A 14421-nucleotide genomic window follows, 5' to 3' on the forward strand; every position below is an offset into this window, starting at 1 on the left:
ACGAGAGGCTGCGGAGCAGGCCACGCCAGCCAACGCCGTGACCCGACCTGCGCCGGATGCTGGCGTTGTCCCCCTGGAGGGGGAAGACGCGAAGCGGCTCAGGGGGTGCATCTGAAATATCGCGCGCCGGTCTGCTTGAAGCGCCGGCGGCTGAACAGGATCTGGTGCGGCTGGCCCGCCAGGCCGGCGCCGGCGATGGCGGCGTGCAGCAGGCCCAGGGTTTCGTCTCGGCTGCGGCCGTGCACCATGCAGTACAGGTTGTAGCGCCAGCCTTCGGCGCGCTCGCGGCGGTAGCACAGGGTGATGCCGGGCTGCGTGGCCAGGCGCTCGCCAAAGGCGTCGACCTGCGCGTCGTCGATGTCGAACACGGTCATGGCGTTGGCCGAGAAGCCGACCTCGTGGTGGCGCACCACCAGCCCAAAGCGGCGCAGCGTGCCGGCGTCGAGCCAGGTCTGGATGCGTGCCAGCACATCGGCCGTGGTGCAGCCCAGCGCGCGCGCCCAGTCGGCAAAGGGCTCGGGCACCAGCGGCAGGCCGGCCTCGACCAGGGCCGCCAGCGCATGGTCGGCCGGCTCGACGCGCGGCGGGCGGCGCTGGATGGCGCTGCCGCGCGTGGCGGGGCGGTGCAGGTCGAAGCCGAGGTCGATGCGGTAGGGGCGCACCATCTTCAGGCGGGTCACGGGCAGGCCGGTTTCGGTCCCGATGGCGGTCAGCGCCTCGTCCAGCGGTTCGGCGCCGGTGCCGGTGATGACGAACCACAGGTTCAGGCTGTGTTCGCGCTCGTAGTTGTGGTTGACGCCGGGGTGCGCCGACACCCGCGCGGCCACAGCCTCCAGCCGCTCGGGCGGCACGGCCATGGCGCACAGCAGGGCCGCACCGCCCACGCCGGGCGCCCACACGCCGCCGATGCGGCTGATGGCGCCACGCTCGGCCAGCCGCACGCAGGTGTCGATAACTTCATTTTCCGTAGCGCCCAGCGCTTTCCCCATCTGGGCGAACGGCCGATCTGACAGCGGAAAACCGCGCTGGCCCTCGTTCAGCAGGCGTTCGGCCAGCGTCCGCCCGGTGGGGTGCGCGGGCATGCCCACGGCCGTCAGAACCCCGTGCGCGCCGCGCGCGAGGTGAAGAAGATGCCGCTGGGCGACCTGGCGGGCAGCTCGGCCAGGGTCTTGAAGCTCTGCGTGTCGACCACCACCACCTTGTGGTCGTCGCGCGCGCTGATCCACACGGCATCGCCGCGCGGCGTGAACTCCATGTGCAGCACGGCCTTGCCGGGCTTCAGGCTGTGCACGATCTGGCGCGTCTGCGTGTCGATCACCTGCACCGTGTCGTAATCGGGCACGGCAAAGTTGACCCACACCTGGCGCCCGTCGGGCCGCGCCATGACGAACACCGGCTGGCCGGCGACCTTGATGCGGCCGACTTCCTTCCAGGTGTCGGTGTCGACGATCAGCACCTCGTGCCTGCCGATGGCGGGCAGGTAGGCGTGCTTGCCGGCAATCGACCAGCCGCGCAGGTGCGGCATCTTGAACACCGGCAGCGGCTGCTCGCCGCGGCCGTAATTGGGCAGGATGCGCTCGACCCTGGGCTGCGGTGCCCACAGGTCCATCTTGGCCAGGCCGTCCTCGCCGAACAGGCCGGCGATGTAGGTGCGGCCGTCGGGCGAGACCAGCGCGTCGTAGGGCTGCTTGCCGATATTGGCGAATTTGGTGAGCTGCGGCTTGCGCGGATCGGCCAGGTCGGCGATCCAGATCTGGCCGGCATCGAACAGCGAGAAGATGAAGCGGTTGCGCGGGATGTCGGCCAGGCCCACCACGCGCGAGGCCTTGCCGTCGACCACGGCGGGAATGTCGGCCAGCGGCTCGAGCGTGCGGGCGTCGAACACCTTCACGCCGCCGGGTTGGTAGTTCTGCGCCACCACCAGCGTGCCATCGGTCGAAATCGCCCCGCCGATGGAGTTGCCGGCCTGCATCACGCGGCCTTCGATGCGGCCGGTGATCAGGTTCACCTTGGTCAGTGCGCCGTCGCGCCCGAACACGTAGGCGCGGCCGCCGTCGCGCGAGAACACCACCGAGGCGTGCGACAGGTCGCCCAGCCCGGTGATGGTGCCCAGACGCGTGCGCGCGGTGGTGTCAAGCACGCCGATGCTGCCGCTCTCGCGCTCGATCACCAGGCCCAGATCACCGCTGCCGCGGCCGGGCTCGATCAGCAGGGTCGGCTTGCTGGCACAGGCGGCCAACGCGGTGGCGGAAGACAGCGCCAGCAGCGTGCGGCGCGAAACAGGGGGCAGGGAAGGCAAGGTCATGGTGCGATTCTGGGCGCTTCGATCGGGAACCCAGCCTGCAACTGGCGCGCGATCCAGTGCGCGTCGGCTTCGGAGATCATGGTCTTCCAGCCGGGCATGGGGGTGCCGGGCCGGCCGTTGTAGATGACGGCCACCAGGCTGTCGTAAGGGAAGTCGGCCATGCGGTCGCGCGTGAGTGCCGGCCCCAGGCCACCGGTGAGCTGGATGCCGTGGCAGGAGCCGCAGTCCTGGCGCACCATGCGGATCAGCTGCGCCTGGCGCGCACCGTCGATGCTGGCCGGCGCGTCGGATTTGAAGTCTTTTGCGTGGCCAGCGCTGGCCAGTAAAGCGCCAGCAGCTATCAAAACCAAAGCAGAGCGAAACATCGGGTGAGCCAGGGGCTGGGGTGAGGGCGGCGTTCAATCCATCGCCGCTGGCCCTCACCCCAACCCTCTCCCAGGGGGAGAGGGAGAAATACCGGAGGCTGCGAGCAACCCCCTGAAATGACAAATGGCCGCGGAGCAGGCCATCCGGGGCATGCGTGGCCGGGGTTTCCCCGGCCACTGCATGCGTCCCCCAGTGGGGGAAGGCGCGCCAGCGCCACAGGGGGCGTCAATAAACGTCGTGCTGCGTGTTGTAGACGTTGAACTTGCCGGTCGGGGTGACCAGACGCTTGTCGTTCAGCACGGTCTTGCAGGTGCGGGTCTTGTCGTCAACCACCACGATGGCCGACTGCTTGTTCATCGCACTCCAGACCGAGAACCAGACCTCGTCGCCCTTCTGGTTGTACTCGGGCTGCACCACGCGCTTGGCCCCGTCGTCGGCGATCTTGGCGCAGGCGGCGATGTCGATGATCTGCGGCGGCTTGTCCAGGTCGCGGATGTCGAACACCGCCACGCTCTGGCTGATCTTCGGATCGGGGTTGAGCGTGGTGTCGACCCACAGGTTGGTCGACTTCGGGTGCGTCTTGATGAACAGCGAACCACCACCCTGGCCCTTGAGCGACTGCACCACCTTCCAGGCGTGCTGCTTGTTCTTGACCGGATCGGTGCCGATGACGGCGATGCTCTCGTCGCCCAGGCCGGACGTTGCCCAGACGGGGCCGAACTTCGGATGCTTGAAGTTGGCGCCGCGGCCGGGGTGGGGCGTCTTGCCCACGGGCACCAGCGCGGCCAGCTTGCTGGTCTTGGTGTCGACCACCACGATCTTGTCGGACGCGTTGGCGGCCGTCATGAAGTAGCGGCGGGTGGAGTCGAAGCCGCCGTCGTGCAGGAACTTGGCGGTGTCGATCTGCGTGGTCTTCAGGTTCTCCAGGTCGGTGTAGTCGACCATCCAGATCTTGCCGGTTTCCTTGGCGTTGACCAGGAACTCGGGCTTCTGGTGGCTGGAGACGATGGCGGCCACGCGCGGCTCGGGGTGGTACTCGTTGTCCACGGTCATGCCGCGGGTCGAGACGACCTTGCGCGGCTTCAGCGTGTCGCCGTCCATCAGCACGAACTGGGGCGGCCAGTAGGTGCCGGCGATGGCGATCTTGTCTTCCCAGCCCTTGAACTTGCTGGTTTCGACGCTGCGGGCCTCCAGGCCGATCTTCATCTCGGCCACGTTGTCGGGCTTCTCCATCCACAGGTCGATCAGGTTCAGGCGTGCGTCGCGGCCGATCACGTACAGGTAGCGGCCCGAGGCCGACAGGCGCGAGATGTGCACCGCGTAGCCGGTCTTGACGATGTTGATGATTTCCTTGGTGTCGCCGTCGATCAACGCGATCTCGCCCGAGTCACGCAGCGTGACCGAGAAGATGTTGTTGATGTTGTAGTTGTTCATCTTCTTGGTCGGGCGCTTGGCGACGGGGATGTACTCCTTGCGCGACTTCTCCATGTCCTCGAGCGAGAACTCGGGCGGTGTGGGAGGGTCGTGCTGGATGTAGCGCGCCATCAGGTCGACGGTGGCGGCGTCGAAGTCGCCCGAGGTCAGCCAGTTGGGCATGCCGGCGGGCGAGCCGTAGCCGATGAACACTTTCAGGTACTCGGTGCCTTTTTCAACCGTCAGGTCCGGCGTCAGCGCCTTGCCGGTGGCGCCCTTGCGCAGCACGCCGTGGCAGCCGGCGCAGCGCTCGAAGTAGATCTGGCGCGCGCGGTCGAACTCGGCCTGCGTCATGGGCGGGGCCTTGGGGTTGCTCGTCTGGTGCATCGGCTCCTTGGCCAGCGGGGACGGCGCACCCTGGTACTTCTGCTCGGCCGGGGTGACCTGGCCCTTGTGGCCATCGGCGGCCGCGGCGGGCGCCTGCTGGGCATGCGCGGCGGCGGCGCCCAGCAACATGGCGGTGGTCAGCACCGCGGTGAGCGGGGAGAGTTTGGACTTCCTCATGGATGTTTTCATCGTGTTTTCCGTGTCACCGGAGCGGCCTGATAGTGGGAATGCCCTTCGATGGCCGCCTGAGATCTACTCGGGCACCACGATTCTTGGGTTGAGGGGGGTTCCCGTCCTTGACTTGGTTCAAGTCAGGGTTTTTCACAAAGATGGTTCGGGCTCAAAGAAGGTCGGCGAGCGCCCGATGCTCGCCGGCGTGCGGCTCAGGGTAAACCCTGGCCAGTGCTCTGATCTCCAGCGCCCGGGGCGGCCACCTGAACCAGATGGCTGAGCGCGCCCTCGACCTCGGCCGATGTCACGGGCTGGAAATGCGCCGTGTGGGCCATGGTGACGGCGGCGATGCCCGAAATCAGCAGCACCCCGAGCGCCAGGAGCAGGGGGCGGTGCAGCGATCCGGTGGTTTGCATGGGACGGCCTGCTGGTAAAGCGGAGAAGCGTTTGACGATGGCTCGATCGTCTCCAATCGGGGCCGAGGCCGCTGTCAGACAGCGCCGCAGGCTGCGTCAGCGCGTGCCGCGAGATGCGCCGGGTGCCGGCGCTCTGCGTGCGCTGGGCGCCGCCTGTTGCGGGTCGATCGGCAGTTTCACCTCGGCCTTGACTTCCTTCAGCACGATGGACGAGCGCACGTGCGTCACGCCGGGCAGCTTGAACAGCGTGCCGTGCAGGAACTGCTCGTACTCGGCAATGCCCGGCACGACCACGGTGAGGATGTAGTCGGCCTGCCCGGTGGTGGACAGGCAGCGCACGATCTGCGGCGTGGCGGCCACGGCGCGCTCGAACTGCTGCACCAGGTCCTCGGTGTGCTGGCTCAGGTTGGTCTCCACCACCACCATCAGGTCGAGCCCCACCTTGGCGCGATCGACCAGCGCGCTGTAGCCCCGGATGACGCCGGTCGCCTCCATGTCCTTGATGCGCTTCCAGCACGGCGTGCTCGACAGGCCCACGCGCTCGGCGATCTGCTGCACCGTCTGGCGGGCATCGCGCTGCAACTCCTGCAGGATGCGCACGCTGGCGGAATCAAGAATGATATTCTTTGTCATATTGCTTTTTAAGAAAAATCTTCCTGAATATTAGGCGATGATAGCAAAAATAAGAAGCATTTTCAGCGTCCGGTCTATAAGCTTGGTGGCCAGAAATGCAAGGAGACGCCATGCCCGCCAACCCCGCCATCACACCTGCCCTGCGTCGCCGCGATTACCGCCTGGGCGACAACCTGTGGGCGCGGCAGGGGCAGGTTTTCATCACCGGCACACAGGCCCTGGTGCGCCTGCCGTTGATGCAGCGCTGGCTGGACGAAGCGGCGGGGCTAGATACGCGCGGCTTCGTCAGCGGCTACCGCGGCTCGCCGCTCGGCATGGTCGACCAGCAAATCTGGAAGGCGGGCACGCCATGGAAAGAGGCGGGGCTGACGTTCGTGCCCGCCATCAACGAGGAGTTGGCCGCCACCCAGGTGCTGGGCACGCAACGCGTGGAGAGTGACCCCGAGAAGACCTGCGATGCCGTGTTCGCGCTGTGGTACGGCAAGGGCCCGGGCGTGGACCGAGCGGGCGATGCGCTGAAGCATGGCAATGCCTATGGCTCGTCGCCGCACGGCGGCGTGCTGGTGGTGGCGGGCGACGACCACGGCTGCGTGTCGTCGTCGATGCCGCACCAGAGCGACCAGCTGTTCCAGGCCTTCCACATGCCCATCGTGGCGCCGGCCAACGTGGCCGAGCACCTGGAGTTCGGGCTGTACGGCTGGGCGCTGTCGCGCTTTTCGGGCCACTGGGTGGGGCTGACCTCGTTGTCGGAAGTGGTGGAAAGCGGCGCCACGGTCGATCTGGACGCGATCCACGCGCGCGTGGCGGCGTGGAAAAGTGCGGACGACGTGGGTGCAGCCACGGGTTTCATGCCCCCCGCGCAGGGCCTGCACTACCGCTGGCCCGATCTGCCGTCGCTACAGATCGAGGAGCGCCTGGCGCACAAGCTGCGGGCGGTGGCGGCCTTTTCGGCTGTGAACTCGATCGACCGCCAGGTTATCGAGTCGCCGCTGGCCACGGTGGGCATCGTCACCTGCGGCAAGGCGCACTACGACTTGATGGAAGTGCTGCGGCGGCTCGATATCTCGCCGCAGATGCTGGCCGATGCGGGCGTGCGGCTGTACAAGGTGGGCCTGTCGTTCCCCATCGAGACCACGCGCATGCAGGCGTTTGCGCAGGGCCTGCGCGAGATTCTGGTCATCGAGGAAAAGGGCGCGGTGGTCGAGGCGCAGTTGCGCGACCTGTTCTACAACGCCCCGGTGCGGCCAGTCATCCTGGGCAAGCGCGATGCCGGCGGCCAGCCGCTCGTCAGCAGCCTGGGTGAGCTGCGCCCTTCGCGCCTGATCGAGCTGACGGCCGACTGGCTGATCCGCCACTTCCCCGATCGCTTTGCCGACCGGCGTGCGCTGGTGCGCGACTTCACGCTGCCCGAACTGCTCAGCAACGAGTCCGACAGCGTCAAGCGCCTGCCGTACTTTTGCGCTGGCTGCCCGCACAACACCTCCACCGTGGTGCCCGAAGGTTCGACCGCGCGCGCCGGCATCGGCTGCCACTTCATGGCCAACTGGATGGACCGCGAGACCGAGGGCCTGATCCAGATGGGCGGCGAGGGCGTGGACTGGGTGTCGCATTCGCGCTTCACCAGAAAGCCGCATGTGTTCCAGAACCTGGGCGACGGCACCTACTACCACTCGGGCTATCTGGCCATCCGCCAGGCGGTGGCGGCGAAGGCGCGCATCACCTACAAGATCCTGTTCAACGACGCGGTGGCGATGACGGGCGGGCAGCCGGTCGATGGCGTCATCAGCGTCGATGCCATCGCGCGCCAGGTCGAGAGCGAGGGTGTGAAGAAGGTCGTCGTGCTGTCCGACGACATCGGCCAATACGACGGCCAGAAGGCGCGCTTTCCGCACGGCACCGAATTTTTCGACCGGGACCAGCTCGACCGCGTGCAGCGCGAGCTGCGCGAGATCGACGGCGTGACGGTGTTGATCTACGAGCAGACATGCGCCGCCGAAAAGCGCCGCCGCCGCAAGAAGGGCGAGCTGGTCGACCCCGACAAGCGCCTGTTCATCAACGAGGCCGTGTGCGAAGGCTGCGGAGACTGCAGCGTGCAAAGCAACTGCGTGGCCGTGCTGCCGCACGAGACGGCGCTCGGTCGCAAGCGCAAGATCGACCAGACCGCCTGCAACAAGGACTATGCCTGCGCCAAGGGCTTTTGCCCCAGCTTCGTGGGCGTGACGGGCGGCACGCTGCGCAAGAAGGCCGGTGCGCTGTCCGGCAGCCGCATCGGCGAGGGCGGGCAGGACGCCTTCACGCGCCTGGTGGCCAGCCTGCCCGAGCCGGCGCCGCACGGGTGGACCGGCCCGTACGACTTGCTGGTCACCGGCGTCGGCGGCACCGGCGTGGTGACGGTGGGCGCCGTGATCGCCATGGCCGCGCACCTGGAGGGCAAGAGCGCCAGCGTGCTCGACTTCATGGGCTTTGCGCAAAAGGGCGGGGCGGTGATGAGCTTCCTGCGCCTGGCCGACGTACCCGAGCGGCTGAACCAGGTGCGCATCGACACCCAGCAGGCCGACGCCGTGCTGGCCTGCGACACCGTGGTGGCCGCGCAGCCCGAGGCGCTGGGCACGGTGCGCCACGGCCGCACGCGCATCCTGGCCAACGTGCACGAAACGCCGGTGGCCGAATCGCTGAAGAACCCCGACGCCAGCCTGAAGACCGACGGCCTGCTGGCCAAGCTGCGCTTTGCCGCCGGCGACGAGCGCGTGGAAACCTTCGACGCGCAGCGCCTGGCCGAGGACTTTCTGGGCGACACGGTGACGGCCAACATCGTTGCGATGGGCTACGCCTGGCAGCGCGGGCTGGTGCCCGTCGGCTTCGCTGCCATCCAGCGCGCCATCGAACTCAACGGCGTCGCCGTGCCGGCCAACCAGGCCGCCTTCTCGCTCGGCCGTCTGGCCGCGGCCGACCCGGGCGCGTGCGCGGCACTGCTGGGCGATGCGGTGCAGCCGGCATCCCCTCACGGCGAATCGCTGGATGAACTTATCGCCCACGCCATGAGCCAGCTCACCCAGTACCAGAACGCCGCCTGGGCCGGGCGCTACGCCGCGCTGGTGCGCGAGGCGCACGCGTGCGAGCAGGCCGTGGCCCCCGGCAGCGAGGCCTTCACCCGCGCCGTGGCGCTGTCGCTGCGCAAGCTGATGACGTACAAGGACGAGTACGAGGTGGCGCGCCTGTACGCCGACCCGGCGTTCCGCCAGGCGCTGGACCAGCAGTTCGAGGGCGACGTGAAGCTCAGCTTCTACATGGCGCCGCCGCTGATCAGCCGCGGCAAGAATGGCCAGCCGCCGCGCAAGATCGAGCTGGGCGGCTGGCTGCTGCCCGCGCTGCGCTGGCTGGCCAGGGGCAAGGCGCTGCGCGGTGGCGTGTTCGACATCTTCGGCCGCACCGAAGAGCGCCGCATGGAGCGCGAACTGATCGAACGGTTCGAGGCCCGCGTGCGCGAACTGCTGCCGCAGTTGACGACCGGCAACCTCCGGCTCGCGGTCGACATTGCTGCGGTGCCACTGTCGATGCGCGGCTTCGGCCACGTCAAGCAGGCCGCCGTGGTGCTGGCGCGCGTGCGCGAGATGGAGCTGCTGCGCCGCTTCGACGCCGCGCGCTACCCGGCACCGCCGCGCCAGCCGCAGGCAGGGCAGATCAAGGGCATACCGATCGCGAAGGCAGCACCCAGCGCAGCGGTTGCTTCAAAATAAATAGCTGCCAGCGCCCGTAGGGCGGGCGCTGGATGCCGATTTGGCTTGTATTCTAGAGGCGAGGTGGCGGCTCAGACGCTGGTCAGCTTCAGGCCCAGAATGCCGGCCACGATCAGGCCCACGCAGACCAGCCGCGCGGCGTTGGCCGGATCGTTGAACAGCGCGATGCCCAGGATCACCGTGCCCACGGCGCCGATGCCCGTCCACACGGCGTAGGCGGTGCCCACGGGCAGATCGCGCATCGCCAGCCCCAGCAGCACCACGCTGACCAGCATCGACAGCGCCGTGCCCACGCTGGGCCACAGGCGGGTAAAGCCGTGGGTGTACTTCAGGCCGATGGCCCAGCCGATCTCGAACAGACCGGCGACGAACAACAGAATCCAGGACATGGGAGCACTCCGAGCCAGGGCGGGGTCGTCCCCACAAGCGATAAAACACGGCAGGTCGACCTGCCGTTTTGCTATCGTGTTGATAGCTGGTGGCGCCCCAAGCATGGCGCCTGGAGCGCGATTTTGCCTTGAACTGCGGCGTGCGCGCGCGTGTGGCGCATCAACCACCCAGGCGCGAGTGCGGCCATGCCGACCCGCGCCAGAGTGGTGGTGTTACGCCCGCTCCACCCGCACCGGCAGGCCCTGGCGCACGGCGGCGCCCGAGATGGCCTCGACCCAGCCGTTGGGCTGCTGCTCGCCGCGCGTGACGTCGACCAGACCCATCTCGTTCATGTTGACGCCAGCACCCAGCGCAGCGTTGGCGGCCAGCGGCTTGCCATCGATGGAGTGGGTGCGGGCGCCCAGCTCCTTGTGGCCGTAGCCGTACTCGACGGCGATGGCGCCTTTCATGACGCCGTCGCGCACGATGGCCACGCCGGTGATGCTGCCGCCGGGGCTGGTGACGCGGATCTTCTGGCCGTTGCCGATGCCCAGCCGCGCCGCGTCCTCGCGGTTGATCGATATCGGGTTGTGCGGGTGCACCTGGCGCAGGCGCTCGACCGCGATGGCCATCGAACTCATCAGGTTCGACTTGTACGAGGTCATCAGGAAGGGGTAGTCGGCCTCGTTGAACTTCTCGCGCATGGGCGTGCCGTCGGCCAGGCGGGTGGGGTGCCAGGTGGGGCAGCCGTCAAAACGCTGGCCGGTCATGCTGTGGCGCATCTTGATCAGGTCTTCGCTCCACAGCGCCTGCGCCGGCTTGTGGCGCGCCTTCAGGTGCTGGCCGTCCCAGGCCTTGTCGAGGTTGTCGAAGCGCCCACCGCGGGTCATGATCATCGCCACCTTGCGCCACTCCTCGGGCTTGAGCGCGGCTTGCAGCAGCTCGGCATGGCGCTGCATGCCGGTCACGGCCAGGTCGTCGTCGCTGGCGTCGGGCAGCACGTTGCCGCCGGCCCAGGCGATGTTGGCCATGCCGCGCAGGTAGAAGTCGGTGGCGGTGTTCAGGTCGTGGGCGTTGCCGTCCTTGTCCTTGAGCGCGCCGGGGCCGAAGCCGGGCATGCCCAGTGTGCGCGCCACCGCGATCAGGAAGGACTCCAGGTTCACCGGCTCGCCACTGGCCGTCTTGGCCACCTTCGGCTCGACCGCGGGCACGCGGATGGTGGAAGACTTGACCACCACGTCGGCCCACGGCGCCGAGATGCCCCAGCTTTCGTACGTGACCGTGTCGGGCACGATGTAGTCGGCGTAGGCGTTGGTCTCGTTGATGAACGGGTTGATCGACACCACCAGCGGCAGGATCGACGGGTCCTTCAGCTTGTCGAGCAACGCGTTCTTGAAGCCGTTGATCGAGTAGACCGGGTTGCTCATGTGGTTGAACCACACCTTGGCGCGGTACGGATAACCGTTCAGGGCCGAGGCCACCATCTCGCTGCTCAGGTTGCCGGTGGCCGGGTACCACGGTGCCTGTGCCGGGTAGGCATTGCCGGCGGCCTGCTTGCGCTTGAACTCGCTGGTCTTCTCGTACGGGAAGTTGTTGCGCGACAACGCGATGCCCGCCAGCTTGGCGCGACCCGGAAACTGCGCGAAGTTGTAGCGCGGACCAGGGCCGAAAGGACCGAACTGGCCGGCGTCGAGCACCAGGCCGCCCTTGACGTTGAGGTTGCCCACCAGCACGTTGAGCAGTGCAATCGCATAGGCGGTGTAGAAGCCCGCGCCGCCCATGGTGCCGCCGTGCGCGTCGGCCACGGCGTGCTTGCCGTGGCTGGTGAACTCCTGCGCCAGTGCCTCGATCTCGGCGCGCGGCACGCCGCACAGCTCGGCGTATTCGTCCAGCGTTTTCTTGTGCGCTTCGCGGCGCAGCATCATCATCGAGGTCATCACGGCCACGCCTTGGCCCTGCTCGCCCCAGGCCGGAATGTCGAGCGTGGTTTCGACCTTCAGGTTGGCGGCTTCGGCTCGGGTGTGCGGCACCAGCGTGCCGTCGGCTGCCTGCACCACGTACACGTCGGGCACTTCCTCGACCTTGGGCGCGGGCGCTGGCTGGGCCGGTGCTGCAGCAGGGGCCGCGGCAGCGGGCGCGGCTGCGTCAGGCTTGGCGGTGGGGGCAGCGGTGGCAGCAGGCTTGGGCTGTGCTGCGGCCACGGCGGCGGGCGCAGCAGCGGCGGGCGTGGCTGGCACGGGCTTGGGCTCCGGCTTGGGCCAGCCCAGGTCGGCGCCGCGCAGGAAGCTGCCGAAGCGCGGGTGCTTGGGATCCGCCACCACCAGGTGGGTGGCGTTGGTCCAGGCCACCTCGCCAGCCGCTTCCATGGCGGCGGGGCCGGGCTGGCTCAGGTGCTGGGCGTCGTAGCGGTCGTTGTCGATGATCCAGCGGATCAGGCCCATCACCAGCGCCAGGTCGGTGGCGGGCTTGACGGGCAACCAGCGGTTGCCGTCGCCCGAGGCCATGCTCGACGAGGTGGGGAGGATGGGCGAGACCACCACGTAGCGGAAAGGGTTGTCCTTGCGCGTGCGCGCCTCGGCCAGTTGGCGGCCCTGGCGCTGGAACGGGTTGCCCGACTGCGCAGGGGCCGCGCCGATGAACAGGCCGAAGCTGGCCGAGGGCCAATCCGGCTTGCCGTGCGGCATGGCGCGGATGTCGCCCAGCGCCGCGCCGGTGCCGACGCGGAAGGTCTGGCCGCAGTACGAGCCGTGGTTGCCGAAGTTGCGGCTGCCGAACGACTGCTCGGTGAAGCGGCGCACCAGCCCGGTGCGGCCTTCGTTGGCCGAGTCGGTGAAGATGAGCTGGTTCGACTTGGGACCGTATTCGGGGTTCTCGGCGTCAATGGGGGTGTTCTGGTCGAAGATGGCGCGCAGGCCGTCCACCTGGCCTTCACCGAACAGGTTGCCACCCTCGCAGACTTCCTTCACCAGCTCCTCGAACGAGATCGTCTTCCATTGGCCCGAGCCGCGCGGGCCGACGCGCTTGAGCGGCTGCAGCACACGGTGCGGGTTGTTCTGCTGCTCCAGCATCGACGAGCCGCGCGCGCACGAGGTGGCGCGGCCTTCCAGCCCGCTTTCGCCGCCGAGCTTGGCATACACCTCGCGCACCGGCATGTCCATGGGCGCGGGGCTCACCGTGGCCAGCGGGTGGTAGGGGTTGCCGGCGACGCGGATGATGCGGTTGCTGGCGGTGTCCACGCGCACGCGCACGCCGCACTGCGTCCAGCAGCCCAGGCAGCTGGACATGCTCACCGTCTGGCCGGGCTGGGTGCTGAGCTGGCCACTGACCGGGTCGATTCGGAACTCGGGCGTCAGCGAATTGCCGCGCGTGGCGTGTGCCGGCACCTCGCCCGCGCTGCCGGTGACCAAGCCCTTGCCGGCCTTGAAAAGCGTTTCGCCATAGCCGGCCGCGAAGGCCGCCAAGCCGCCGGCGGCGATGCCGCCGCGCGTGAGCATCTGGCGTTTGCTGAGATCGGGCGGCGTCGTGCCCGCCGGGTTCTGGGTTTTCACTGCGTCATTCATCACCAATCTCCTTCAATCAGGCCAGCGCCGCGCTGCTGCGGGGCGGGAACCGGAACAGCCCCCAGGTCACGATGGTGATCAATGCCGCCACCAGGCCAAAGACGCCCGCCATGCCGAGCACGCCATCGCTGCCCCAGGACACGCCTTGCAGGTACAGGCCGGCGCCGAACTTGGGCACCGTCTGCACGGCCATGAACACGATCCAGCGGAACACCCAGGCGGCCACCAGCATCGCCAGGGCGAACACCAGCGTCTGCGTGCCGCAAGCCGGGGCGCGCCAAGGCGCCCAGATCATGGCCAGAAGCACCAGGCCGCCGACGATGGAGCCGACCAGCGCCAGCTTCCAGGCGCCGAACTCGTTGAACAGGCTCACCGCCTCGGTGAACGAGGGCGACTGCCCCGCCAGGCCCAGCACGGCCCAGGCCAGGGCCACCAGCACCAGGGCAGCGGTCACCCCTTGCGCCAGCCGGCGCACCAGGGCGAGAGGGCAGCCCGCCAGGCCCTGCGGCATCCAGCGCACCACGAGCAGCACCGCACCCAGCGTGCCCAGGGCGCCCGTCAACGCCAGGTTGATCGGCAGGAACGGCGTGTGCCACAGCGGACGGGCGCGGATCACCATCATCTCGCCACCGGTGTAGACCAGCACGCTGAGCGCGCTCAGTGCCAGCAGCACGCCCACGGCGCGCATCAACCCCGGCTTGCGCAACCACCAGGCGACGCCGAAACCCAGCGCCAGCATCACGAAGACCGGCAGCAGGAAGGCGCCCAGCGACATCCAAGACCAGGACGTGGGGTGAGCATAGAAGTGCCAGAAGCGGCCTGGCTGGTGCAGGTCGGCCAGCAGCGACACGGGCGCCGCAATACTGGCGACCAGCAGCACAACCACCGCCGCCGGTAGCAGGCGGGCGCGGTCGGTGCCGGCCGGCGCGAAAGCCAGCCAGGCAGCCAGCAGCGCCGCGGTGGTGGCGATGCCGATCAGGAAGAAATACTGCACCGCCCAGGGCAGCCAAGCGGCTTCGTAGGCGGGGGTCAGCAACTCGATGATGTTCATGGCTGTTCTCCTT

10 protein-coding genes are annotated in these 14421 nt (G+C 68.3%); 1 reads left to right on the forward strand and 9 read right to left on the reverse strand.

Annotated features, from left to right (window positions below):
* Nucleotides 1-98: 98 nt before the first annotated feature.
* From ahbB to ACFSCU_RS11305, 6 genes are all read right to left on the reverse strand, one after another.
* Nucleotides 99-1082 (reverse strand): siroheme decarboxylase subunit beta, encoded by a 984-nt coding sequence (ahbB, locus tag ACFSCU_RS11280; protein ID WP_377560715.1) that lies wholly within the window; start codon nucleotides 1080-1082, stop codon nucleotides 99-101.
* Between the two features lie 11 nt (nucleotides 1083-1093).
* Nucleotides 1094-2305 (reverse strand): cytochrome D1 domain-containing protein, encoded by a 1212-nt coding sequence (locus ACFSCU_RS11285; protein WP_180551282.1) that lies wholly within the window; start codon nucleotides 2303-2305, stop codon nucleotides 1094-1096.
* Nucleotides 2302-2670, reverse strand: a complete 369-nt coding sequence (locus tag ACFSCU_RS11290; RefSeq protein ID WP_333705639.1) for a c-type cytochrome — start codon at nucleotides 2668-2670, stop codon at nucleotides 2302-2304. The genes ACFSCU_RS11285 and ACFSCU_RS11290 overlap by 4 nt, the downstream gene beginning before the upstream one ends.
* 226 nt (nucleotides 2671-2896) lie before the next feature.
* Nucleotides 2897-4648 (reverse strand): cytochrome D1 domain-containing protein, encoded by a 1752-nt coding sequence (locus ACFSCU_RS11295; protein ID WP_373368351.1) that lies wholly within the window; start codon nucleotides 4646-4648, stop codon nucleotides 2897-2899.
* A 206-nt stretch (nucleotides 4649-4854) separates the two neighbouring features.
* Nucleotides 4855-5058, reverse strand: coding sequence for a hypothetical protein (locus ACFSCU_RS11300; protein ID WP_180551283.1), 204 nt, complete (start codon nucleotides 5056-5058; stop codon nucleotides 4855-4857).
* Between the two features lie 96 nt (nucleotides 5059-5154).
* Nucleotides 5155-5691, reverse strand: a complete 537-nt coding sequence (locus ACFSCU_RS11305; protein WP_180551284.1) for an Lrp/AsnC family transcriptional regulator — start codon at nucleotides 5689-5691, stop codon at nucleotides 5155-5157.
* Nucleotides 5692-5801: 110 nt separating this feature from the next.
* Here ACFSCU_RS11305 and ACFSCU_RS11310 point away from each other — a divergent pair, with 110 nt between their 5' ends.
* Nucleotides 5802-9428, forward strand: coding sequence for an indolepyruvate ferredoxin oxidoreductase family protein (locus ACFSCU_RS11310; protein ID WP_377560717.1), 3627 nt, complete (start codon nucleotides 5802-5804; stop codon nucleotides 9426-9428).
* A gap of 71 nt (nucleotides 9429-9499) precedes the next feature.
* Here the strand turns inward: ACFSCU_RS11310 and sugE are convergent, their stop codons facing one another.
* The 3 genes from sugE to nrfD all read right to left on the reverse strand — a co-directional run bounded on the left by sugE (nucleotide 9500) and on the right by nrfD (nucleotide 14408).
* Nucleotides 9500-9817, reverse strand: a complete 318-nt coding sequence (sugE, locus tag ACFSCU_RS11315) for a quaternary ammonium compound efflux SMR transporter SugE (RefSeq protein ID WP_180551285.1) — start codon at nucleotides 9815-9817, stop codon at nucleotides 9500-9502.
* A 213-nt stretch (nucleotides 9818-10030) separates the two neighbouring features.
* Complete coding sequence (locus tag ACFSCU_RS11320; RefSeq protein WP_377560917.1) at nucleotides 10031-13291, reverse strand: molybdopterin dinucleotide binding domain-containing protein; 3261 nt, start codon at nucleotides 13289-13291, stop codon at nucleotides 10031-10033.
* Nucleotides 13292-13373: 82 nt separating this feature from the next.
* Nucleotides 13374-14408: an NrfD/PsrC family molybdoenzyme membrane anchor subunit gene (nrfD, locus tag ACFSCU_RS11325; RefSeq protein ID WP_377560718.1), complete on the reverse strand. Its 1035-nt coding sequence runs from the start codon at nucleotides 14406-14408 to the stop codon at nucleotides 13374-13376.
* Between the last annotated feature and the right edge of the window lie 13 nt (nucleotides 14409-14421).

This window comes from Ottowia beijingensis (assembly GCF_042680925.1).
GTDB lineage: Bacteria > Pseudomonadota > Gammaproteobacteria > Burkholderiales > Burkholderiaceae_C > Ottowia > Ottowia beijingensis.